The sequence below is a fragment of the Mesorhizobium sp. CNPSo 4689 genome (assembly GCF_057784325.1).
On record NZ_JBWLUZ010000024.1, the window covers coordinates 36497 to 58681 of the forward strand.

A 22185-nucleotide genomic window follows, 5' to 3' on the forward strand; every position below is an offset into this window, starting at 1 on the left:
TTGTGAGATTTGTTTCACAGAAGCGCTTGGTGCGAAATCGAGATAGTGACGGCTAGGAATGGGTATTGCTCCCCAACGAACGAGACGAGGAGTTAAACCGCCTCAAGCAAAATACTCCTGCAGCGGCCTGACCTCCAGGCTCCCCGCCTTCAGCGCCGCAATGGCCTCGGCCACCGCAGCCGCGCCCGACAGCGTCGTGTAATACGGCACCTTCTGCATCAGCGTCGCCCGGCGCAGTGACTTCGAGTCCGACACCGCCTTCTGACCGTCCGTGGTGTTGAAGACGATCTGGACCTGGCGGTTGCGGATGGCGTCCTCAATGTGCGGGCGTCCCTCAAGCACCTTGTTGATCTTTTCGGCGACGACGCCGTTCTCGGCGAGGAAGCGGGCGGTGCCTGATGTGGCCATCACTTTAAAACCCTGGCCGGCGAGGCGCTTGACCGCCGGCAATATGCCCTTCTTGTCCTCGTCGCGCACCGAGACGAACAGCGTGCCGGAGCGGGGCAGGTCGACGCCGGCGCCGAGCTGGCTCTTGGCGAAGGCCAACGCGAAGTCGCGGTCGAGGCCCATGACCTCGCCGGTCGAGCGCATTTCCGGTCCGAGCAAGATGTCGACGCCGGGGAAGCGGGCGAAGGGAAACACCGCTTCCTTGACCGCGATGTGGCCGGGATTGCGCGGATCGGGCATCGGGCCGTAATGGGCGAAGGCGTCTTCCAGTGTCTCGCCGGCCATGATGCGGGCGGCGATCTTGGCGATGGGACGGCCGATGGTCTTGGCGACGAAGGGCACGGTGCGCGACGCGCGAGGGTTGACCTCCAGCACATAGACCGTGCCGTCCTTGATCGCGTACTGCACGTTCATCAGGCCGCCGACATTGAGCGCGCGGGCAAGGGCCGCCGTCTGGCGCTCCAGCTCATCCACCAGGTCCGAAGGCAGCGAATGCACCGGCAGCGAGCAGGCACTGTCGCCCGAATGGATGCCGGCCTCCTCGATATGCTCCAAAATGCCGGAGACGAAGGTCGCCTTGCCGTCGCAGAGGCAGTCGACATCGACCTCGATGGCGCCCGACAGATAGGTGTCGAACAGCAACGGGTTCTTGCCCAAGAGCGTGTTGATCTGGCCGGTCTTGTCGTTGGGATATTTCTGCTTGATGTCCTCCGGCACCAGGCCGGGCACGGTGTCGAGCAGGTAGGTCTGCAGCATGCCCTCGTCATGGATGATCTGCATGGCGCGGCCGCCGAGCACATAGGAGGGGCGCACCACGAGCGGGAAGCCGAGTTCGCCGGCGACGAGGCGGGCCTGCTCGACCGAATAGGCGATGCCGTTCTTCGGCTGGGTGAGGTTCAGCTTGTGCAGCAGCTTCTGGAAGCGGTCGCGGTCCTCGGCCAGATCGATCATGTCGGGCGAGGTGCCGAGGATCGGGATGCCGGCCTTCTCCAGCGCGTCCGCCAGCTTCAGCGGCGTCTGGCCGCCGAACTGGACGATGACGCCGACCAGCTCGCCCGACGCCTGTTCGGCACGCAGGATCTCCAGCACGTCTTCGGCCGTCAGCGGATCGAAATAGAGGCGGTCGGAGGTGTCGTAGTCGGTCGACACGGTCTCCGGGTTGCAGTTGATCATGATCGCTTCATAGCCGGCGTCGCGCAGCGCGAAAGCGGCATGGCAGCAGCAATAGTCGAACTCGATGCCCTGGCCGATGCGGTTCGGACCGCCGCCGAGGATGACGACTTTCTTGCGCGACGAGACTTTTGCCTCGTTGGCTAAAGCGCCGGCGAACGGCACTTCATAGGTCGAGTACATGTAGGCGGTGGGCGAGGCGAATTCGGCGGCGCAAGTGTCGATGCGCTTGTAGACCGGATGAACGTCGAGCCTTTCGCGAACCTTCTGAATCACTTCGGCGTCGGTCTTCGTCAGCGACGCGAGGCGGGCGTCAGAGAAGCCCATCGCCTTCAGCATGCGCAGGTTGGCGGCGTCCTCCGGGATGCCGTGCTCGCGGATGCGCTCTTCCATGGCGAGGATGCCGGCGATCTGCTCGAGGAACCACGGGTCGATCTTGCACATGGCGTGCACGTCTTCCAGCGAGGTGCCCATGCGGATCGCCTGCGCCACCATGCGCAGCCGGTCGGGCGTCGGCGTGCCGAGTGCTGCGCGAATGGCGTTGCGGTCATCGACATGGCTGGCGGGCGCGGTCCCATGGCCAAGGCCGGGGATTTCGATCTCGTCGAGACCGGTGAGGCCGGTTTCGAGACCACGCAGCGCCTTCTGCAGCGATTCCTGAAAGGTGCGGCCGATGGCCATGACTTCGCCGACCGACTTCATGGCGGTGGTCAGCACCGGCTCGGCGCCGGGGAATTTCTCGAAGGCAAAGCGCGGGATTTTGGTCACCACGTAATCGATCGACGGCTCGAAGGAGGCCGGGGTCGCGCCGCCGGTGATGTCGTTCTCCAGCTCGTCCAGCGTATAGCCGACGGCGAGCTTTGCCGCGATCTTGGCGATCGGGAAACCGGTCGCCTTGGAGGCCAAAGCGGACGAGCGCGAGACGCGCGGGTTCATCTCGATCACCACCAGGCGGCCGTCGGCCGGGTTGACGGCGAACTGCACGTTGGAGCCGCCGGTCTCGACGCCGATCTCGCGCAGCACCGCGATCGAGGCGTTGCGCATCATCTGGTATTCTTTGTCGGTCAAGGTGAGGGCAGGGGCGACGGTGATGGAATCGCCCGTGTGCACGCCCATCGGGTCGATGTTCTCGATCGAGCAGACGATGATGCAATTGTCCGCCTTGTCGCGGACGACCTCCATCTCATACTCCTTCCAGCCGAGCACGCTTTCCTCGATCAGCACTTCGGTGGTCGGCGAGGCGTCGAGGCCGGACTGGACGATCTCGTAGAATTCGGCGCGATTGTAGGCGATGCCGCCGCCGGTGCCGCCCATGGTGAAGGAGGGGCGGATGATGGCGGGCAGGCCGACATGGTCGAGCGCCTGGGCGGCGATCGCCATGGCGTGACTGATGTAGCGCTGCTTGCGGTCGCCTTCGCCGAGGTTCCAGCGGGTCTCCAGCGCATCGAGCGCGGCGTCGAGGTTCTCGGGCTTCTCGGCCTTGAGTGCCGCGCGCTCGGCCTCATGCGTCTTGCGGTCGGCGTTCTTGACGTCGGTGGCGTTGGCCAGCATGGACTTCGGCGTTTCAAGGCCGATCTTGCTCATCGCCTCGCGAAACAGCGCGCGGTCCTCGGCCTTGTCGATGGCATGCGCATCGGCGCCGATCATCTCGACATTGTAACGCTCGAGCACGCCCATGCGGCGCAGCGACAGTGCGGTGTTGAGCGCGGTCTGGCCGCCCATGGTCGGCAGCAGCGCGTCGGGCCGCTCCTTGGCGATGATCTTGGCCACCACTTCCGGGGTGATCGGCTCGATATAGGTGGCGTCGGCCAGTTCCGGGTCGGTCATGATGGTGGCCGGGTTGGAATTGACCAGGATGACCCTGAAACCCTCTTCCTTCAGCGCCTTGCAGGCCTGGGTGCCGGAATAGTCGAACTCGCAGGCCTGGCCGATGACGATGGGGCCGGCCCCGATGATCAGGATCGACTTGATGTCGGTGCGTCTTGGCATGGGCGAGGCGTTCCGTTGGGCGAGCGGCTTGCACGAAAAACCGGGCGGGAAGACCCGGCCGGTTGTGCTTGCGATTCTGGTATCAGGCTAGGAGGGCCTTATAGGGAAGAGTTTTGATTGATGTAACCCCGAAAATGCGGGTTTGTAGGGGCTGCCCCCAACAAGCGCCTCGTTCCTTCGCGCCCCCCTCTGTCCTGCCGGACATCTCCCCCACTGGGGGGAGATTGGACGTCGCGACCGCCTTCGCCAGTTTTGGTCGGTGAAGAAAGGCGGAGGCGCTGAAGCTGCCGATCTCCCCCCCGTGTGGGGGAGATGGCCGGCAGGCCAGAGGGGGGCGCTGTCCCGCCGCCCTCCGCGGAGAATCTACCTAACCTCCGGTCGCTACCACGTCGGTGATCTCGAAGCGCTCGGAAGTGCCGATACGGATCATGTTGAGGCTGCCCTCGCGGGTGAAGCGGAACTCGTCTGACGAGTCCGAGCCGGTCGGCAGGCCGCCGTGAAAGCTGATGATGCGCGTGCCGCCATCCGGCCATGTCACGGTCACCGCGCTGTCGCCACCCGTATGCGCGACGCTTGTCTCGCAGCGGGTCATTGGCTGGCCGACATGGCGCGCGCAGGGGATTTCGGTGGGTGCCCCTCCAGTCGAGGCGGTTTCAACGGTCGCGAATGCCAGGCCATAGGCATCCTGCATGGCGGTCCTGCCGATAGCCTCGGCGGATTTCGGCGTGCCTTCGGGATCGGTCATCTCGTCCGCACCCAGGCGCGCTGTCAGGTCGGGCGGCGGCGTCGCGGCCGCAGAGTTCGGTTGGGCGGAAAATGCCATATCCGCTTCCGTCAGCACCACCACGCTGGCCGGGTTGAGGTAGCGCGCCGGAGCCCATCCGCGAACTTGCGGGTTGTCGACCTCTTCGACCTTGCACCACGGATTGCCGTTGACGTCGGCGCAGCCGAAGTTCTTGAGGGGTGCGCCGACCGGCAGGCGCGCCTCCGTCTTGCCGATCGCCGACGGCGCGGCGCGGATGTTGAGGAGATCGTCGGGAGCGAGACCGCTGACATAGGAAACGACAGGTGCAGGCGCTTCGGCCCTGACCGGCAGTGCCGCCAGCAGAAACGGAGCCGCAATCACGAGGTACAGCGTCTTCGGGAGCGTAATCGTGCGCCTCATCACCTGGCCGTGGGCGTGCGTTAGAGCGCGGCTCGACTCAGAAGTCGTCGCCGCTTGCCGGAGCGTTTTATAAGGGACGACGCGATGCCATGTCATCCCGAAAAGATGCTGCTGCTTATTCAGCGGGGGTATGAACGCATTCTGCGTTCAGTCTTGAGGCATGAACCAGTAGGTTCAGCCTGACATGAACCCTGTCCTGAGCGCATGCGCCCATTCCGGCCTTCCGGCCTGCTCGGCTTGCCGCGCCGCAGCCTCATGGTCGTAGTCGACGGCAAACGCCTCGAAACGGTCGGGACGGCCGGGCACATCCAGCTCGACAATGCCGTAGCGCGCATGCGGCGAGCCCTGCTCGGAGACATGCGCCGGTGGGGTCGAATCGTCATAGGCCGGGCAACCGACACTGCCCGGATTGAAGATGACCGGGCCGCCGGGAACGCGGAGCAGCTCGCTGCGGTGGCTGTGGCCGCAGAGCACGATGCGGCAGGCGGGATCGATCGGCTTCAGCCTTCGCCTTATGGTGGCGAGCGGCGCGCGCACCAGCTGGCCGTCGGTAATCGCGTCGGCAAGGTATTTCTCGTCATGGTCCGGCCGGGCGTGGAAGGCGATGACGCCGGGCACGATCTCCAGCGTGAAGGGCAAGGCAAGCAGCGCCTCGCGCTGCGCCGCCGTCAGCCGCTCCTGCGCATAGCGGTCGGAGGGCCACATTGTGTCGTCGGCCGGGTCGACGGCAACGCGGCGGTCGTGGTTGCCGCGCACCGTCGGCAGGTCGAGCGCCCCCAGCTTTTCCATGGTCTCGCGCGGCCACAGCGGGCCGGAGACGCAGTCGCCGAGATTCACGGTGAGATCAGCACCACCGCGGCGTTCGAGATCGTCGAGCACGGCATCCAGTGCCAGGACATTGCCGTGGATGTCGGCGAGGACGGCGATGCGCATGGGGAGCTCCGTGGGTTTACGAATGACTGGTCGGGAAGGGTGGACCTTGCAGAACTTGGGTTCCTCTTCCCCGCTGCGCGGGGGCGGGGAAACGGCCTCAAGCCTGGATTTCGATCTCGTCGTGGCCGCCGACCGCGGGCAGTGCCTTGTCCTCGCCGGCCGCGGCAATGACGCTGTCGAGCAGGCCGGGGAAGCGGGCGTCGAGATCGGCGCGGCGCAGCGTGATCATCCGGTTGGTGCCGACCACCTCGGCGCGGGTGACGCCGGCCTCGCGCAGCTTGGCCAGATGGTAGCTGAGATTGGTCTTGGAACCGAGATCGAGGAACTGGCTGCAGTTCAGCGCCACGCCCTCCTTGCTGGCGAGATAGCGGACGATGGCGAGCCTGGTCGGGTCGCCGAGCACAGCGAGCACGATCGGCAGGCTGATCTGGTCAGCGTTGGGGTGGGGTAGCGTCATGCCGCAGAATTAGGCTCAAATGGTGCCGATTTCAACGCGTCTCCTCCGTCAGTGGTTGCACACGGCGTCCCATGGCGGGTGCAAAGAGCTTATCGAATCCACCGCTTGTCCTGACACAGGGCTGTCAGCAGGCTTCAGCTATTTTTCCGTGGCTTCATTGACATCATGCCCTGTTATATCCAATTGTTCAATAACTTTTGAACTAAGGACACCCGCCATGGACAAGCGCCTCTTCTGGCTTGCGCTCGGATCGTTCACGATCTCGACCGAAGGCTTCGTCATCTCCAGCCTTCTGCCCGACATCGCCAGCGACGCCGGTATCTCCATTCCGCTCGCCGGCACGCTGATCACCGCCTTCGCGCTGGCCTATGCGGTCGGCACGCCGATGCTGGCGACGCTGACCGGCGAATGGGACCGGCGCCGCGTCATCCTGTGGACGCTGGTGTTCTTCGTGGTCGGCAATCTGGTGGCGGCGCTGAGCTCGTCCTTCGAATTGCTGCTGATCGCCCGCATCATCATGGCGCTGTCGTCGGGCCTGTTCGCCGCGACCGCGCAAGGCACGGCGGTGGCGCTGGTCGACGACCATCACCGGGCGCGCGCCATTGCCGTCGTCGTCGGCGGCACCACGGTGGCAGTTGCCCTCGGTGCGCCGCTCGGCGCGCTCGTCGCGACCGTCGCCGGCTGGCGCGGCACCTTCTTTGCCATAGCCGGACTTGGTGCGCTGGCCGGCGCCATCCTGTGGTACCGGCTGCCGCGCGGCATCGTCGGCACCAGGCTGCCGCTGAAGCGCCGGCTGGCGGCCGCGTTGCGTCCCGGCGTGATGCCGATCCTGCTGACGACGATGTTGGCACTGATCGGCGCCTTCACCGTCTTTTCCTATGTCGCGCCTCTGGCCATCGAGGGCGGTGGCTTGAGCGCGCTGGCGCTGCCCGGCATGCTGCTCGCCTTCGGCGTCGGCGCCGTCATCGGCAACATCGCCGGTGGGCAAGCGGCGGACCGTTTCGGCGCGACGCGCACCGTCGGCTGGTCGCTGGCTCTGAGCGCGGCCATGCTGGTCATGCTGTCGGTCATCCCGACCTTCCTGCCGCACCATATTGCCGGGCCGGCGCTGATGGCGATGATGGTGCCGTGGGGCATTGTCGGCTGGGCCTTCCCGCCGGCGCAGGCCAGCCGCATCATCAAGCTGGCGCCCGATGCTGCTCCGATCGTGCTGTCGCTCAATGCCTCGGCGCTCTATCTCGGCGTGGCGCTGGGCGCGGTGGTCGGCGGTGCCGTGCTGCGCTACGGCGCGCCGGCCGATCTCGGCCTGATCGCCGCGGCGTTCCCGTTGATCGGGCTCGGCGTCGTGTTGGCCGGGCGGATGCTGGCGCGGCCGGTCGCGGTTCCGGCGGAGTAGTCTTTTACAAAGTCGCCGGCCGCTTATCTGGCCGTCGGCATATCGAAATCCAGCGCGGCGATCTCATCGAGCGCCGCGCGCAGCTTCGCCGCCTGGTCCTTGCCGACCATGGCCTCGAAACGTTGCTGCGCGATGGTCCACAGCTTGGTCGCCTCATCGAGCTTGAGCCCGCCCTGCGGCGTCAGCCGCACGCGCTTGACGCGGCGGTCGTCCTTGTCGGCGAAGGTCTCGACATAACCGTCACGGATCAGTGGCTTCAGCGTGTGGCCGAGCGCCGACAGGTCCATGATCAGCGCCTCGGCTATGGCGCCCATCGCCGGCTCAGTGCCGATATGGATCTGATAGAGCAGGCCGTATTGCGTGCCCTTCAGGCCCGAAGGCGCCAACACATCGTCATAGAACCGGCCAAGCTTGCGCCCGGCGCGCCGCAGCGTGGCGTTGTTGCAAAGGGTAAGTCCCGGCAGGGCGGCTTTGGTCATGACGGCTCCTTGGCGGCGAATGGATCCGCCGGCCTGCCGCAGGAATAGTTTTTGTCGCCGCCGTTGACAAGATAGTGGCATATGCCTATTTCACGAAAGTGGCATATGCCATTAATTGAAATCTGACGCGGGCGAACGCCATCGGGTTCGTCCCGCTTGGCAGCAAAAAGGAACAGGACAATGAGCACGAAGGACAATAAGGGCACGGCCGTCATCACCGGCGCTTCGTCGGGCATCGGCGCCGTCTATGCGGATCGGCTGGCCGCACAGGGCTACGACCTGGTACTGGTGGCGCGCCGCGCCGACCGGCTGCAGGAACTGGCGGACAGACTGGGCTACGCCTATGGCCGCAAGGTCAAGGTGATCGGCGCCGATCTCTCCGATGATGGCGATGTCCGCCGGGTCGAGCAGGCGATCGCCACCGATGAGAGCGTGACGCTGCTCGTCAACAATGCCGGCCTTGGCGGCCAGCAGATCGTGGCAGACGCCGAAGCCGATGCGACCGAGCGTATGATCAAGGTCAATGTCGTGGCGTTGACCAGGCTCACACGCGCGGTGCTTCCAGGGCTGCTCGCACGCAACCGCGGCGCCATCGTCAACATTGCCTCGGTGGCCGCCTATGGCACCGCAATCGGCGGCATCTACAGTGGCACCAAGGCCTATGTCGTCAATTTCACCGAGGCGCTGCAGCGCGAGGTTGCCGACACCGGGGTGAAGGTCCAGGTCGTGCTGCCCGGGCCGATCCGCACCGACTTCTGGGAATTGGCCGGCGCCGATCTCAACTCTCTCAACCAGGACTGGGTGATGACCGTTGACGATCTGGTCGATGCGGCGCTTGCCGGCTTTGCCCAGGGCGAGACGGTGACTGCGCCGGGGCTCGCCGATCCGGCCAAGCTCGATGCGTATATCGGCGCCAGGGATAGTTTTTACGTCAGCCTGATCGCCGGCAAGCCGGCGGCGCGTTACGTGGCTTAAAACACTAAGGCGGCCGGTCTCAGGCCGGCCGCCACATCGGCACGATCGAGGTGGCGAGCACCAGGCCAAGCAGGATGTTGAGCGCCCGCCATTGCCGCTCTGTCTTGAGCAGCCGCGCAAGCAGCGTGCCGGCCACGCACCACAGCGAAAGCGACAGCGCCGCCGCCAGGCCGAAGACAGCGCCGAGCAGCAGCGCGAGCTGCAGCGGGCCGTCGGCCAGCGCTGCGAACGAGGCGGCAGCGCCCAGCCCCATGGCCCAGCCCTTTGGGTTCATCCATTGCACGCTGGCACCTCCAAAGAAGCTGTTCGGCTTTGCCATCGACACATCGAGATTGGGCGGGCCGCTGCGACCGATCTTGAAGGCAAGCCAGACAAGGTAGGCCGATCCCGCGATCTTCATCGCCAGTTGCAGCGACGGCACGGCGGCGAGCAGGCCGGCAAGCCCGGCGGCACCGGCGGCAGCCACCGAAGCCAGGCCGGCGGCACTGCCGGCCATCAGCGGAATGGAACGGCGAAAGCCGAACTGCGCGCCTGAGGCCGTCGACAAGGTCGTGGCAATGCCCGGCGTCGAGGTGGAGACCAGCGCGAACAGGATAAGGGGAAGGACGGTCTCGAGCATGCTGTTTCCTGCGTGGAACCAGCATTTCTAGAGATTGCCCGGCATCAGTAAATGCAATGTTTGCCATGGATTGCATTAGCATTCATAATACAAAGCATGATCCGTAATCTCGACACCGCCCTGATCCGCACCTTCGTCACCGTCGCCGACAAGGCCAGCATGACGGCGGCGGCGAATGCACTGCATCTGACGCAAGGCGCCGTCAGCCAGCAGATCAAGCGGCTGGAGGATATTTTGGGCTCCAGCCTGTTCGAACGCGACCGGCGCGGTCTAAAACTCACCCGCACCGGCGAACGGCTGCTCGGCAAGGGCATGCGGCTGCTGTCGCTCAATGACGAGATCTGGACCGAGATGGCAGGCAATGCGGTAACCGGGCAAGTGCGACTCGGCGTGCCCTATGACCTTGTCGGCACGCTGCTTGCTCCGGTGTTGAAGGCCTATGCCGGGACATATCCGCAGATCGAGATATCGCTGCTCTGCGCCTCCTCGCCTGAGCTCGCCGCGGCGCTCGCAGCCGGGACGATCGATCTCGCCGTCATCGAAGAGCAGGTCGGCCCGTCCGCCGGCGAATGCCTGCTCATCGACCGGCTGGTCTGGGTCGGCGCCAGAGGTGGCGTCGCCCGCCAAAAGCGCCCCTTGCCGGTGTCGATGGTTGCCGACACCTGCGCTTTCCGCCCGGCGGTGATTTCAGCACTCTACGAACATGGGCTGGAATGGCGCACCGTGTTCGAGAACGGCAACATCGACGCGACGACGGCGACGGTGCGTTCCGACCTCGCCGTCACCACCTGGCTCGCCTCGACAGTGCCGGCGGATCTCGAGATTTTGCCTTCCGATGCCGAGCTGCCGGCCTTGCCGAATTTTGCGATCAATTTGCACCTGCCCAAGCATGGCATCGAACCCGCTGCACGAGAGTTTGCGGCTCATATCCGCGACGGGTTGGCGCGGCGGCAGCAGGCGGCGTGAGAGGTGGGGCGGCCGATTATCCGGCCGCCCGAATTTCACCTCGGATTACTTCCAGTTCTTGCGCCGTTCGAGCTCGGCTTCCGAAGGCTTCTCCGTGGCAAACGACCCGGTCTTGATCTCGCCGCCGCGCTCATAGGTGGCCATGATGACGCCGGTGCTGGAAGTCTGCGACTTGGTAAGCTTGAAGGCGGCCGGCATCGCGTCATCGCCGAACAGCCGCTTGCCCTTGCCCAGCAACAGCGGGAAGATCATCAGCCGGATCTCGTCGATCAGCCCGTTGGCGAGCAGGGTCTGGATCAGATTGCCCGATCCCTGGATAAGCAGGTCAGGTCCATCTTCCTGCTTGAGGCGGTGCAACGTCGCGACGATATCAGGCCCAAGCGATTTCGTGTTCTGCCAGGTCAGGGTATCCGGCCGATGCGTCGCCACATACTTGGTCGCAGGGTTGAAGGCATCTGCGATCGAATCTTTCTGATACGGCCAGTACGCGGCGAAGATGTCGTAGGTTCTGCGGCCGAGCAGCAGGGCGAAGGGCTTGGAGAACATTTCATCCATTGCCGCGCCCGCCACCTCGTCAAAGTAATGAAAGGTCCAGCCGCCGAACTTGAAGCCGCCGACCGGATCCTCTTCCGGACCGCCTGGCGCCTGCATGACGCCGTCGAGGCTGACGAATGTAGCGGCGATGATCTTTCTCATTGGTCTTCTCCCTTTCGATGATCCGCGCCGTCAGGGCCGGATTTCGACCTAAGGACGGGCGGACAGACAGCCGTCCGACACGCGACGGATAAATTTCCGTGGCCCAATAGCTGAGCGGTGCTCATCGCCGCCGCCTGCCAAGGGCCCGCGACGAGAACCAGATATCACCGATGATGGCAGTGGCCGTGCGGTCCGGCTTCTTGTCGGCCGTCAGCCAGATCGAGCGGCTGCTCGCGGCCTGTTGGCGGTCGGGGATTTTCGCCGCCGGGCCGGCGAGCGAGGCGCCGACGCAAGGGATGAACCATGAGCCCATGAACGGATCGCAGGCCAAACCCTGCGCGGTGCGGGTCACCACCATTGCCAGGCCAACGCGATCGGCCGGACGCCACGGGAAGATCAAGCGACCGCCGGGCTTTAGCGCCTTCAGCCAGCAAGAAGGCGGCGCCATGACACCGGCATTGACATAGATGATATCGGAAGGCGGGAGTTCGCTTTCGACGGCGTTGTCGTGGACAACCGAAACATTGCCATAGGGTTCGAGGTTTTTCTTCGCCCGGGCGGCGAGGCCGGGATCCAGCTCGATGGCGGTGACGGTGCCGGGTGCCACAAGCTTCGCCAAGATGGCGGTGTAGTAGCCGGTGCCGGCGCCGATATGGGTGACGGCCTCGCCAGGCTTTGGCGCGATCCTGCCGATCCACATGGCGTGCAGGAACGGTTCACCGTTGTTGATGCCCTTGTCGGCGTCGAGCACCACCAGCACGTTCTGGTAGATGTGAACCGGATCGGCGCTCGGCGTCTCGACCTTGCCGTTGCCGGCAATGATGGTCCATGGCCCGGGACCGAGAAAGGCCTCGCGCGGCACCGCGGCGATCACCTCCTCGAGACGCGGATCCGCCGATGCGGCATGGGCCGCCATCAGCCGTGCGTAGAATCTCCTGGCGTCCTCGATCCTGTTCATGGCGCTGCAGAAGATAGCGCAGGCCGCAGCTTTGTCGCGATGGTAGGAAGAAACTCAGCCGAAGCCGACGACGGTGTCGTAGAGCAGCTTGAAGTTGAGCACCAGGATGACGGCGGCGACCACCCAGGCAAGGGCGGCGACACTGCGGGGGATGGCGAGGTTGCCCATCTTCTTCTTGTCGGACACGAACTGCACCAGCGGCACCACCGCGAAGGGCAGCTGCATCGACAGGATCACCTGGCTGAGAACCAGGAGCTGGCCGGTTCCCTTTTCGCCGTAGAGTGCTGTCACCACCACCACCGGGATGATGGCGATGCCGCGCGTCAAGAGGCGGCGTGCCCATTGCGGGATGCGCAGGCGCAGGAACCCTTCCATGACGATCTGGCCGGCAAGCGTTGCCGTGACCGTCGAATTGAGACCGGAGGCCAGCAGCGCCACCGCAAATAGGATCGAGGCAATACCGAGGCCAAGCAGCGGCGACAGAAGTTCGAACGCCTGGCCGATCTCGGCAACGTCCTGGTGGCCTGTGTTGTGGAAGGCCACCGCGGCCACGATCAGGATGGAGGCGTTGACGAACAGCGCCAGGATGAGCGCGATGGTCGAGTCCATGGTCGCCCATTTGATGGCGTCGCGCTTGCCTTTTTCGGTGCGCTCATAGGCGCGGGTCTGCACGATCGAGGAGTGCAGATAGAGGTTATGCGGCATCACGGTGGCGCCGATGATGCCGATGGCGATGTAGAGCATCTCCGGATTGGTGACGATTGCGGACGACGGCACGAACATCGAATGCAGGATCGAGCCGACCGGCGGTGCGGCGGCAAAGATCTGGATGGCGAAGCAGCCGAAGATGATGATCAACAGGGCAATGATGAAGGCTTCGAGGAAACGGAAGCCCTTGTTCATCAAGAGAAGCAGCAGGAAGGCGTCGAGCGCGGTGATGATGGCGCCGCCGATCAGCGGAATGCCGAACAGAAGCTGCAGGGCGATCGCCGTGCCGATGACCTCGGCGAGGTCGCAGGCAATGATGGCCAGTTCACAGGCGATCCAGAGCAGGAAATTGACTGGGCGCGGATAATAGGCGCGGCAGGCCTGGGCAAGATCGCGGCCGGTGGCGATGCCGAGCCTGGCGGAAAGCGCCTGCAGCAGGATCGCCATCAGGTTCGACAGCATGATGATGAAGAGCAGCGTGTAGCCGAACTGGGCGCCGCCGGCGAGATCGGTCGCCCAGTTGCCGGGGTCCATGTAGCCGACCGAAACCATGTAGCCCGGTCCCATGAAGGCGAACAGCCGGCGCAGCCAGAAGCCGGACTGCGGCACGGCGATCGAGGCGTTGACCTCGCGGAGGCTGGGCTGGTCGTCTTCGTCCGGCCTGGCAAATCGCCACGCGGATCGGGGTTCTACGGTGGCTTCGGCGTCTGACATGGAGGGGGTCCGCTTGAATGGATGGCTGTGCTTCCTACCTATGTCGAGGCTCAACATTATGCAATATGCTATATTTCATTGATCATGCTTTTGTGATGTGCCGATTGATGCCCCGGACGGATAACCGCAAACGCCGGTTGCGCCTGCCCTGGAATGCAAATAAACGGCCAGACCATCCGGGTCCGTGCTATGAGTGCGAAGCCGATTCAGACTTCAAGCTGCCAAGGAGGAGCGCGTATTGGCGCTGAGGAACAGACCGGTTCGACGCGAAAAGCCGCTTCCCGATGCCGACGTTCATTCGCAAGGGTTTCGGCAGACGCGTGAAGCACGCCGCAGCGCGCTCGTCGAAGACTATGTCGAGCTGATCGCCGACCTGATCGAGGATGGCAACGAGGCGCGGCAGGTCGATATCGCGGCCAGGCTGGGCGTCGCCCAACCGACCGTGGCCAAAATGCTCACTAGGCTGTGCACCGAGGGACTGGTCTCCAGAAAACCCTATCGCGGCGTGTTCCTGACCGAGGCCGGCCGCAAGGTTGCCGAAGAGAGCCGCATCCGCCATCAGACCGTGGAAGCTTTTCTGCGCTCGCTCGGTGTCAGCGCTGAAACAGCGCGCATCGATGCCGAGGGCATCGAGCACCATGTCAGCGCCGAGACGCTCGAGGCGTTTCGCAAGGCGATGACGGCGCCGCGCTGATCTCTTTTTCGACCTGCCGGAACAGAGATATCGCCGGTGCGTTTGATGTCATGCCGCGCGATTGGCGCGGCGAGGAGGACATCATGGGCGTGGAACAGGCACCGACCGCAAAAGGCAAGCAGGCTGCCAAAGGATTGAAGCAAGCCGCGGCAAAGAACGAACGCAAGACCGAAGCCGACACCGGCCGGCCGCTGAAGAAGGGCGCCGCCCGCTTCGAGGAGCGCTCGAAAAGTTCCGACGGCAAGAGCGCCGGCACCAAGCAGAAGAGCTAAGGCTGTTCGCTCGCGGCCAAATCACATTTCAGTCCTGCGTGTCCTGCACCCAACTGCGCGGATGGCCGTCGACGCGGAACTGGAAGATGAAATAGGGCGGGATGCAGGTGCCCTTGCCAGGCTTTGCTTCGGCCAGATCGTCATAGCCGGCGGTGCAGATATAGTCCTCGCGGCAGGGATGGGCCTTGTCGCAGGCGCGCAGGCCGGCGGTCTTGGTGAATTCCCTGGTGCAGAATTTGTGATCCTTGCCGGAACCGATGCAGTCGTTGAAGCCGGTCTTGGCAAGCCGGCCGCAGGTTGCTTCGTCGGGTAGCTTTTCACAGCTTGCCTTGCGCAGCATGCCGCCTGGAAAGCCGCCGGTCTTCTGTTCGGGATTGTCGTAGCGCTGGCGCGCCGCGCCATAGCCTGCAAGCTTCACCCAGCGGCTTCTTGTCTCTGGCCGGGTCGATACCGCAGGCCTTCGCGGTGGCCGGCGACAGACGGCAGTACTGGTCGTTGCCCCATTTCGACATTTTTATCTCGCCGAATTCGACGGGGTCTCCGACCGCGGTCCCTGCTTCGCTGACGCAGGTGCCGAAGCCTGGATGGATGGCGCTTTCGTGGACGCCGGCGCAGCGCAGGCCTTCGCCACAGCTCCAGTCCTTGAAGATGGCATCCGTGCCGCGATAGCAGATCGAGCCCCAGCCATCATAGAGGTCGGTGCCCTTCAGCGCTTCGGCGTATTTCTGATCCGGACGGGCGGCGAAGCCCCGGCTGAAATCAGGATGCCTGCCGGCGGCGAACTCCTCGACGATGGCGCGGCGGCGCGGCAGGTCGGCGAAGAAGACGGCGGAGCCCGGCACGAAGACGGCATTGCGGCGCGGTTCGCTGGCCGGATCGGCGCCGGTATAGTGGAACCCGGCGATGCCATGCGTCTGGTGGCAGCCGGTGCAGGTCATCTCGTTGAGGAGCAAATTGAAGCCGGCCACCGATTTTACGGCGCGAAGCTGGTTGCCCCTGGCGAGATAGTCCTTCAACGCCTTTTCGACAGCATCGTCGTCGAGCAGCCCATGGGCGATGTTGTTCTGGGAGCGGCTCATGCCCCCCGGCGCCACCGAGACGGCGCTGGTCGCCAGGAATTTCTCGTCGATGACCAGCCGGCCGCGATCGAGGTCGTAGATGTTGCGGTCGGTGAGCAGCCATTTCGAGAATGCCTGCCTGTCGGCAAGCACCACCTTCCTGTCGATCTGGTTCTCCATCTTCGATTCCTGGAAGGTGGCCGTGGCCGGATCCCATTTGAATATCTTGAGCAGGTATTCGGCATGGCCGCCAAAATCGCGGCGGGTCGAGGCCGAAAGGCGCAGCACTTGCATGTTGAGTTCGAGCCGCATGATCTGCGAGGAATTGAGCATGGTACCGGCCAGCGGACCTTCGTCGGAGCGCAGCCAAGCCGCAAGCTGGTCGGGCGCAAGGTCCTTCTGTCCGGCAGCCAGCCAGCGCTTTGCCACATCCGCGCACGAGACACTGGTCGAGCGCGGCCGGTCCTTCGACGCGCGATCTGGGGCAGCCGTGGGCTTGGCGTTGAAGACCAGGCTCATGGTCAAAGGCAGGCGGGACGAGATGCGCTGTCCGGCCTTCTCCTCGACCGAATAGTGGAAGCGGTAGATCAGGCGGATCTCGCCGCATTCGGTGTGACCGAGATAGCCGCGATCCATGCGGTTGACGATTCCGGTCAGGTCCAGCGTCGAGCCGTCATCGTCAATGTATTTCGGGTTGAATTTCTGGCTGCTGTCCTTCGACTTTGCCAATGCCGCTACATAGGGTCAGGGCTGTTGCCGGGCTCGTCGGCGATCTGCTGTTTGACGGCGTTACGGACCGGGGTCAGCGCGCGCACCGAAAACAGGCCGCGATTGTCGACGTCGCGCGTCAGCCCAAGCGCCGGACCAAGCAAGGGGCTGATCGACAAGCCGCTGCGCTCGAGCGCCTGCAGCGTTTCGGGGTCGGTGACGGCGACGCTGGAATCGAGGGTGACGGCACCGGCTGTCCCGATGCCTGGACCCATCAATGCCGCCAGCAACAGCAGGAACCGGCCAATCGTCCGCAAGTGCCCCTCGCAACCCTTGTCGAAGAGGCATGCTACAGACCTTGCGCCGTCTCGGCCAGAGCGGCGAAGCCGCCAGGCCGGCGCTCCATCGGCGCGAAAAATGCTGTGACTTGCTGCAACCATTGGGATAATTGTTTGTTGGGTGTGGCCGGCATCGGGATGTCGTCCTGACCGTTTGGAATTTGCATCGCGGGGAGTTGCCATGCTCTGGAGAGGCCGTCGTCAGAGTGACAATGTCGAGGACCAGCGCAGCGGTGGCGGCGGTGGTGGATTGGGCGGCGGCAGCCCCGGCCAGTTCCGCATACCGATCGGCGGACGCGCCGGCGGTGGTTCGAGCATCTTCATTGTCATCCTTGTCGTCCTTGCCGGATGGTATTTCGGCTTCGATCCGTCTCAGATACTGGGCGGCGGCGACACCGGTGTGCCGGGCGGCGGTGGCCAGATCACCGACAACAGCGGCGACCAGGGTGGCGGCACGGGAGCGCCCGCTTCCGACGAGATGAAGCAGTTCGTTTCGACCGTGCTTGCCGAAACCGAGGACACCTGGAAAGGCATCTTCCAGGCCGAGGGCCTGACCTATGAGGATCCGAAACTGGTGCTGTTCAGCAGCCAGATCCGCTCGGCCTGCGGTTTTGCCTCGTCGGCGGCCGGGCCGTTCTATTGCCCCAGCGACCACAAGGTCTACCTCGACATGACGTTCTTCCAGCAGCTCGACCAGCAGTTCGGCGCCTCTGGTGAATTCGCTCGGGCCTATGTGATCGCCCATGAAGTCGGCCACCATGTGCAGAACCTGACCGGCATCCTGCCCAAGTTCAACCAGATGCGGCAGAGCATGGGTGAGGCCGAGGCCAACCACATGTCGATGCAGGTTGAACTCCAGGCCGACTGCTTCGCCGGCGTCTGGGCGCATTTCACCGCGCAAAAGGGCATTCTCGAACAGGGCGACATGGAATCGGCGCTGAACGCCGCCAGGCAGATCGGCGATGATACGCTGCAAAAGAAGATGCAAGGCTATGTCGTGCCGGAAAGCTTCAACCACGGCACCTCGCAGCAGCGGCAGACCTGGCTGGCGCGCGGCTACAAGAGCGGCAAGCTTTCAGACTGCGATACCTTCAACAACCCGATCTGAAGCGGCCGGTTTCCTCGCTGATCTGACGGCGGCATTGCCGTCAGGGGATGTCAGGATGGAAGCATCCTGTTCCCTTATTGTTCCCGGCTGGGCGCTCGCCTATAAAGTGCGTCCGCCTTTGCCCCGAGGCGGCCAGAGGAGCTTGACCGATCATGATCGATCCCAAAACCGCCAAGCGGGGCCTTGCGCTCGTTTTTACCACTCTGCTGCTCGACATCATCGGCTTCGGCATCATCATGCCGGTACTGCCGGCCTATCTGCAGGAGCTCACCGGCGTCGGCGTCAGCGAGGCCGCGATCGAGGGTGGCTGGCTGTTCTTCGCCTATGCAGCGATGCAGTTCGTTTTCGCGCCCGTCATGGGAGGCTTGAGCGATCGGTTCGGGCGTCGGCCGATCCTGCTTGCCTCCGTGCTGACGTTTTCCATCGACAATCTGATCTGCGCCGTCGCCTGGTCGTACCCGATGCTGTTCATCGGGCGCGTACTGGCCGGCATTTCCGGCGCCAGCTATTCGACGACCTCCGCCTTCATCGCCGACATCTCGACCGATGAGAACCGGGCCAAGAATTTCGGCCTGCTCGGCATCGCCTTCGGCGTCGGCTTCGTCATCGGACCGGTTCTGGGCGGGCTGCTCGGCACGTTCGGGCCGCGCGTGCCGTTCTATTTCGCCGCCGGGCTGGCTTTCGTGAACTTTATGATTGCGCTGTTTTTCTTGCCGGAGACGCTCGACGACAAGCACCGCCGCCGCTTTGAGTGGAAACGCGCGAACCCGGTCGGCACGCTCATGCAGATGCGCAACTACCAAGGCATCGGTTGGATCGGCCTCGCCTTCTTCCTGATGACGCTCGGCCACATGATGTATCCGGCGGTCTGGTCGTTCGTCTCCAACTACCGCTATGGCTGGAGCGAGCAGCAGATCGGCTTCTCGCTCGGCGCCTTCGGCCTGTGCGGAGCGATCATCATGGCGACGGTCCTGCCGCGCGTGATCCCCAGGCTTGGCGAATGGAGGACGGCGGTTATCGGCCTTACCTTCACCGCGCTCAGCGCCTTCGGCTACGCCTTCGCATGGCAGGGCTGGATGATCTATGCGGTGATCGTCGCCGGCTGCCTCGAAGCGTTGGCCGATCCGCCGCTCAGGAGCCTCGCCGCCGCCAAGGTGCCGCCGTCGGCGCAGGGCGAACTCCAGGGTGCTATGACGTCGATCTTCTCGATCACCTCGATCATCACGCCGCTGCTTTATACGGGGATCTTTTCCTGGTTCACGGGGCCGAACGCACCGGTGACCTTCGGTGGCGCGCCTTATCTGCTCGGCGCGGTTTTCCTCACGCTGGCACTCGTCGTCTTCGTCACCAAAGTGGCCAAGCCGACGCCGAACGAAGTCGAGCGCATGCATGCGCAGGAGACGGTGACCGACGCGGTTTGAGATTCGCGAAGCACGGAGAAGATGAAGGCGGCGCGTCCGGCTTTAAGCGCGCTCCGCCAGCAATTCCTCACCGTGCTTTTCGCGGATCAGGTTGACGAAGCGACGGAACAGATAGTGCGAGTCCTGCGGGCCGGGCGAGGCCTCGGGGTGATGCTGCACCGAGAACACGGGGCGGCCGGTCAACGCGATGCCGCAGTTGGAGCCGTCGAACAGCGAGACGTGGGTCTCCTCGACGCCATCGGGCAGCGAGTCGGCGTCGACGGCAAAGCCGTGGTTCATCGAGACGATCTCGACCTTGCCCGTGGTGTGGTCCTTGACCGGATGGTTGGCGCCGTGATGGCCCTGATGCATCTTGGCGGTCTTGCCGCCAAGCGCCAGCGCCAGCATCTGGTGGCCGAGGCAGATGCCGAACACCGGGATGTCGGTCTTGAGCAGGTCCCGGATCACCGGCACGGCGTAGTCGCCAGTAGCTTCCGGGTCGCCGGGGCCATTGGAGAGGAAGATGCCGTCGGGCTGCATGGCGAGGATTTCTTCGGCGCCGGTCTTTGCCGGTACCACGGTGACTTTGGCGCCGAGACCGGCAAGCAGGCGCAGGATGTTGCGCTTGACGCCGTAGTCGATGGCGACGACATGCAGCGACGGCTCGGCCTGCTCGCCAAAACCTTCGTTCCAAACCCAGGGCGTCTCGCGCCAGACCGAGGATTGGCCTGACGTGACTTCCTTGGCGAGGTCGAGCCCGATCAGGCCCGACCAGGCGGCGGCGCGGCGCTTCAGATCGTCGAGGTCGAAGGCGCCGTCGGGCGCGTGCGCGATAACGGCGTTGGGCATGCCCTTCTCGCGGATCAGCGCAGTGAGCGCGCGGGTGTCGATGCCCGAAAGGGCTACGATGCCGCGCTTCTTCAGCCACTGGTCGAGACCACCTGCGGCGCGGTAATTGGACGGGTTGGTGACATCGGCCTTGAACACGGCGCCGACGGCGCCGGCGCGGGCAACCGGATTGAGGTCCTCGATGTCCTCGTCATTGGTGCCGATATTGCCGATATGCGGGAAGGTGAAGGTGACGATCTGGCCGGCATAGGACGGGTCGGTGAGGATTTCCTGGTAACCGGTCAGCGCCGTGTTGAAGCAGACCTCGGCGACGGCGGAACCCGTGGTGCCCAGGCCGCGGCCCTCGATGACGGTGCCGTCGGCCAGCACCAAAAGGGCGGTCGGCTTCTCGGTGGCCCAAGCGGGGGTAGACGCGGCGGTCATCGTCGCCATGGCGGCACTCCTAAAGGCTGCTTGCGGATTGTCCTGTGCAGCAAACGGCGCGGCAGCGATTTCTCGAGCCTCCGCGCATCAATTCATTGTCTTATGCAAGGCCGAGTACATAGGGGAAGGCGCCAGAACGGTCAATGATACAGCCAGTGACCGGCATCGATTTATTTCGTCTAACAATATCAGTGGTTTGCTCGCTTCTTCGGGATTTGCCTTGTGCTTTCGGCGGGGTTATGGTCCGCGCCGATCGAAGGAGAAGAGCATCATGCGTGGCAAAATCGCCGAATCCCTCAAGAGCGCGATGAAGGCGCAGGACAAGCACCGGCTGCCGACGCTGCGGCTGATCCAGGCCGCCATCCACGACCGCGACATCGCCAATCGCGGTTCGGCCAAGGAGCCGGCGAGCGACGAAGAGATCCTGCAGATCCTGGCCAAGATGGTGAAGCAGCGCGAAGAATCGGCCAAGGCCTTCGAGGACGGCAAGCGGCCCGAGCTTGCCGCGCAGGAGCGCGGCGAGATGGAGATCATCCGCGGCTTCCTGCCGACGCAGTTGGACGATGCCGCAGTGACGGCCGCGGCGCGCGAAGCGATCGTGGCGACGGGGGCTGCCAGCCAGAAGGACATGGGCAAGGTGATTGCCGCGCTCAAGCAAAAATACGCCGGCCAGATGGATTTCGGCAAAGCGAGCGGCATCGTCAAAGGCCTGCTTCAGTAGGGATTTTGGCAGCCAGCTTTCAGGGTGTGCGAGGCGTTTTCGATCTGCAGGGATTCGGCTATGATCTGATTCTGGCGCGCCCACGCCTCCTCCCTCCATCGGGAAAGTATTGTTCATGCGGGGCCCTTTGATCACCGAACCGACTGTTCGAGCACCAGGCATAAGGAGGGATTGCGAAGACTGCTCGTAATAGGAGGTTTTTCGATGAGGCTGTCAGCGCCTATCTACTCCCTGAAACGTCAGGCCAGACTTTTATCCCGCAAAGAAAACCTCCCCCTTCACGAGGCGCTCGACCGTGTCGCGGCACAAGAAGGCTTCGCCGGCTGGGGCCTGCTTTTGGCCAAGGCATCCGCGACAACGCCTGCCGGCAAATTGTTCGCGCGGCTGATGCCCGGCGATCTGGTTCTGGTTGGCGCCCGGCCGGGCCACGGCAAAACCCTGATGAGCCTCGAGCTCGCGGTGGAAGCCATGAGGTCCGGCAATCGGGGTGTTTTCTTCACGCTGGAATATACGCCAGCAGATGTCCTGGATCGGTTTCGCGCCATCGGGGTAGAGCCGGCGCATTTCAATGGCGTGTTCGAATTCGACAATTCGGATGCGATATGCGCCGACTACATCATCGGAAGGTTGGGGTCGGCGCCGCGCGGGACGCTGGTGGTTATCGACTACCTGCAACTGCTCGACCAGAAGCGGGAGAACCCTGAGCTGGCGGTCCAGGTTCCTATGCTGCGATCCTTTGCGCGCGACAGGGGACTGGTGCTGGTCTTTATCTCGCAGATCGATCGATCATACGATGCGTCGAAGAAGCCGTTTCCCGATACCGGCGATGTCCGGCTGCCGAACCCATTGGATCTGACGCTGTTCGACAAGACATGTTTCCTGAACAAGGGTGAAATCCGGTTCGAGGCGGCAATGTCTTCCCGGCAATGAGCGCTGCAATGG

23 protein-coding genes are annotated in these 22185 nt (G+C 64.0%); 9 read left to right on the plus strand and 14 right to left on the minus strand.

All coding sequences use genetic code 11. The features are described from left to right. Positions 1 to 102 precede the first annotated feature (102 nt). The 4 genes from carB to AC04SI_RS24235 form a co-directional block, all read right to left on the minus strand. On the minus strand, positions 103 to 3606 hold the full coding sequence (gene carB / locus AC04SI_RS24220) for a carbamoyl-phosphate synthase large subunit (protein WP_404279900.1): 3504 nt from the start codon (positions 3604 to 3606) through the stop codon (positions 103 to 105). 367 nt (positions 3607 to 3973) lie between these two features. Then, positions 3974 to 4771 (minus strand): SH3 domain-containing protein, encoded by a 798-nt coding sequence (locus AC04SI_RS24225; RefSeq protein WP_404279897.1) that lies wholly within the window; start codon positions 4769 to 4771, stop codon positions 3974 to 3976. Between the two features lie 174 nt (positions 4772 to 4945). Further along, a complete protein-coding gene (locus tag AC04SI_RS24230) occupies positions 4946 to 5704 on the minus strand; it encodes a metallophosphoesterase family protein (protein WP_404279895.1) in 759 nt (252 codons plus the stop codon). A gap of 97 nt (positions 5705 to 5801) precedes the next feature. Continuing rightward, entirely contained in the window at positions 5802 to 6161 is a 360-nt protein-coding gene (locus tag AC04SI_RS24235; protein ID WP_404279892.1) for an ArsR/SmtB family transcription factor, read from the minus strand. A gap of 217 nt (positions 6162 to 6378) precedes the next feature. Here AC04SI_RS24235 and AC04SI_RS24240 point away from each other — a divergent pair, with 217 nt between their 5' ends. Further along, on the plus strand, positions 6379 to 7557 hold the full coding sequence (locus AC04SI_RS24240; RefSeq protein WP_488475042.1) for an MFS transporter: 1179 nt from the start codon (positions 6379 to 6381) through the stop codon (positions 7555 to 7557). Between the two features lie 23 nt (positions 7558 to 7580). On the opposite strand, the gene AC04SI_RS24245 is transcribed toward AC04SI_RS24240, so the two are convergent. Continuing rightward, a complete protein-coding gene (locus AC04SI_RS24245) occupies positions 7581 to 8036 on the minus strand; it encodes a MarR family winged helix-turn-helix transcriptional regulator (protein WP_404279888.1) in 456 nt (151 codons plus the stop codon). Between the two features lie 180 nt (positions 8037 to 8216). Here AC04SI_RS24245 and AC04SI_RS24250 point away from each other — a divergent pair, with 180 nt between their 5' ends. Beyond that, the gene (locus tag AC04SI_RS24250; RefSeq protein WP_404279884.1) at positions 8217 to 9011 is read left to right on the plus strand and encodes an SDR family NAD(P)-dependent oxidoreductase; all 795 of its coding nucleotides are present in this window, start codon (positions 8217 to 8219) and stop codon (positions 9009 to 9011) included. 19 nt (positions 9012 to 9030) lie between these two features. Here AC04SI_RS24250 and AC04SI_RS24255 read toward each other — a convergent pair whose 3' ends face one another. Then, positions 9031 to 9630, minus strand: coding sequence for a LysE family translocator (locus tag AC04SI_RS24255; protein WP_404279882.1), 600 nt, complete (start codon positions 9628 to 9630; stop codon positions 9031 to 9033). Positions 9631 to 9726: 96 nt separating this feature from the next. Between AC04SI_RS24255 and AC04SI_RS24260 the strand changes: the two genes are divergently transcribed. Continuing rightward, positions 9727 to 10596 (plus strand): LysR family transcriptional regulator, encoded by an 870-nt coding sequence (locus AC04SI_RS24260; protein ID WP_404279880.1) that lies wholly within the window; start codon positions 9727 to 9729, stop codon positions 10594 to 10596. 45 nt (positions 10597 to 10641) lie between these two features. On the opposite strand, the gene AC04SI_RS24265 is transcribed toward AC04SI_RS24260, so the two are convergent. From AC04SI_RS24265 to AC04SI_RS24275, 3 genes are all read right to left on the minus strand, one after another. Next, complete coding sequence (locus AC04SI_RS24265; protein ID WP_488475043.1) at positions 10642 to 11292, minus strand: dihydrofolate reductase family protein; 651 nt, start codon at positions 11290 to 11292, stop codon at positions 10642 to 10644. 121 nt (positions 11293 to 11413) lie between these two features. Further along, positions 11414 to 12250, minus strand: coding sequence for a protein-L-isoaspartate O-methyltransferase family protein (locus tag AC04SI_RS24270; protein WP_404279876.1), 837 nt, complete (start codon positions 12248 to 12250; stop codon positions 11414 to 11416). Between the two features lie 54 nt (positions 12251 to 12304). Beyond that, positions 12305 to 13672 carry an Nramp family divalent metal transporter gene (locus AC04SI_RS24275; RefSeq protein WP_404279873.1) on the minus strand — a complete coding sequence of 456 codons (1368 nt, stop codon included), beginning with the start codon at positions 13670 to 13672 and terminating at the stop codon, positions 12305 to 12307. Between the two features lie 238 nt (positions 13673 to 13910). Here AC04SI_RS24275 and mntR point away from each other — a divergent pair, with 238 nt between their 5' ends. Together mntR and AC04SI_RS24285 are read left to right on the plus strand one after the other, a co-directional pair. Beyond that, positions 13911 to 14366 (plus strand): manganese-binding transcriptional regulator MntR, encoded by a 456-nt coding sequence (gene mntR, locus AC04SI_RS24280; RefSeq protein WP_192182838.1) that lies wholly within the window; start codon positions 13911 to 13913, stop codon positions 14364 to 14366. Positions 14367 to 14449: 83 nt separating this feature from the next. After that, positions 14450 to 14638, plus strand: a complete 189-nt coding sequence (locus AC04SI_RS24285; RefSeq protein WP_006200039.1) for a hypothetical protein — start codon at positions 14450 to 14452, stop codon at positions 14636 to 14638. 28 nt (positions 14639 to 14666) lie between these two features. On the opposite strand, the gene AC04SI_RS24290 is transcribed toward AC04SI_RS24285, so the two are convergent. Genes AC04SI_RS24290 through AC04SI_RS24305 form a run of 4 tightly spaced genes read right to left on the minus strand, consistent with a single transcriptional unit; the run spans position 14667 to position 16909 of the window. After that, positions 14667 to 15056, minus strand: a complete 390-nt coding sequence (locus AC04SI_RS24290) for a hypothetical protein (protein WP_404279871.1) — start codon at positions 15054 to 15056, stop codon at positions 14667 to 14669. Continuing rightward, positions 14956 to 16425: a hypothetical protein gene (locus tag AC04SI_RS24295; protein WP_404279869.1), complete on the minus strand. Its 1470-nt coding sequence runs from the start codon at positions 16423 to 16425 to the stop codon at positions 14956 to 14958. Before AC04SI_RS24295 ends, AC04SI_RS24290 begins: the two co-directional genes overlap by 101 nt. A gap of 5 nt (positions 16426 to 16430) precedes the next feature. Next, positions 16431 to 16721, minus strand: coding sequence for a hypothetical protein (locus AC04SI_RS24300; protein WP_404279867.1), 291 nt, complete (start codon positions 16719 to 16721; stop codon positions 16431 to 16433). A gap of 32 nt (positions 16722 to 16753) precedes the next feature. Beyond that, a complete protein-coding gene (locus tag AC04SI_RS24305) occupies positions 16754 to 16909 on the minus strand; it encodes a hypothetical protein (protein WP_404279865.1) in 156 nt (51 codons plus the stop codon). 14 nt (positions 16910 to 16923) lie between these two features. Here AC04SI_RS24305 and ypfJ point away from each other — a divergent pair, with 14 nt between their 5' ends. Beyond that, positions 16924 to 17850, plus strand: a complete 927-nt coding sequence (gene ypfJ / locus AC04SI_RS24310; RefSeq protein ID WP_404279863.1) for a KPN_02809 family neutral zinc metallopeptidase — start codon at positions 16924 to 16926, stop codon at positions 17848 to 17850. A gap of 152 nt (positions 17851 to 18002) precedes the next feature. Continuing rightward, the gene (locus tag AC04SI_RS24315; protein WP_404279861.1) at positions 18003 to 19271 is read left to right on the plus strand and encodes a TCR/Tet family MFS transporter; all 1269 of its coding nucleotides are present in this window, start codon (positions 18003 to 18005) and stop codon (positions 19269 to 19271) included. A gap of 42 nt (positions 19272 to 19313) precedes the next feature. Here the strand turns inward: AC04SI_RS24315 and carA are convergent, their stop codons facing one another. Next, complete coding sequence (gene carA / locus AC04SI_RS24320) at positions 19314 to 20531, minus strand: glutamine-hydrolyzing carbamoyl-phosphate synthase small subunit (protein ID WP_404279858.1); 1218 nt, start codon at positions 20529 to 20531, stop codon at positions 19314 to 19316. Between the two features lie 262 nt (positions 20532 to 20793). Here carA and AC04SI_RS24325 point away from each other — a divergent pair, with 262 nt between their 5' ends. Beyond that, on the plus strand, positions 20794 to 21243 hold the full coding sequence (locus tag AC04SI_RS24325; RefSeq protein WP_404279856.1) for a GatB/YqeY domain-containing protein: 450 nt from the start codon (positions 20794 to 20796) through the stop codon (positions 21241 to 21243). Between the two features lie 204 nt (positions 21244 to 21447). After that, positions 21448 to 22173 carry a DNA helicase gene (locus AC04SI_RS24330; protein WP_404279854.1) on the plus strand — a complete coding sequence of 242 codons (726 nt, stop codon included), beginning with the start codon at positions 21448 to 21450 and terminating at the stop codon, positions 22171 to 22173. Positions 22174 to 22185 lie beyond the last annotated feature (12 nt).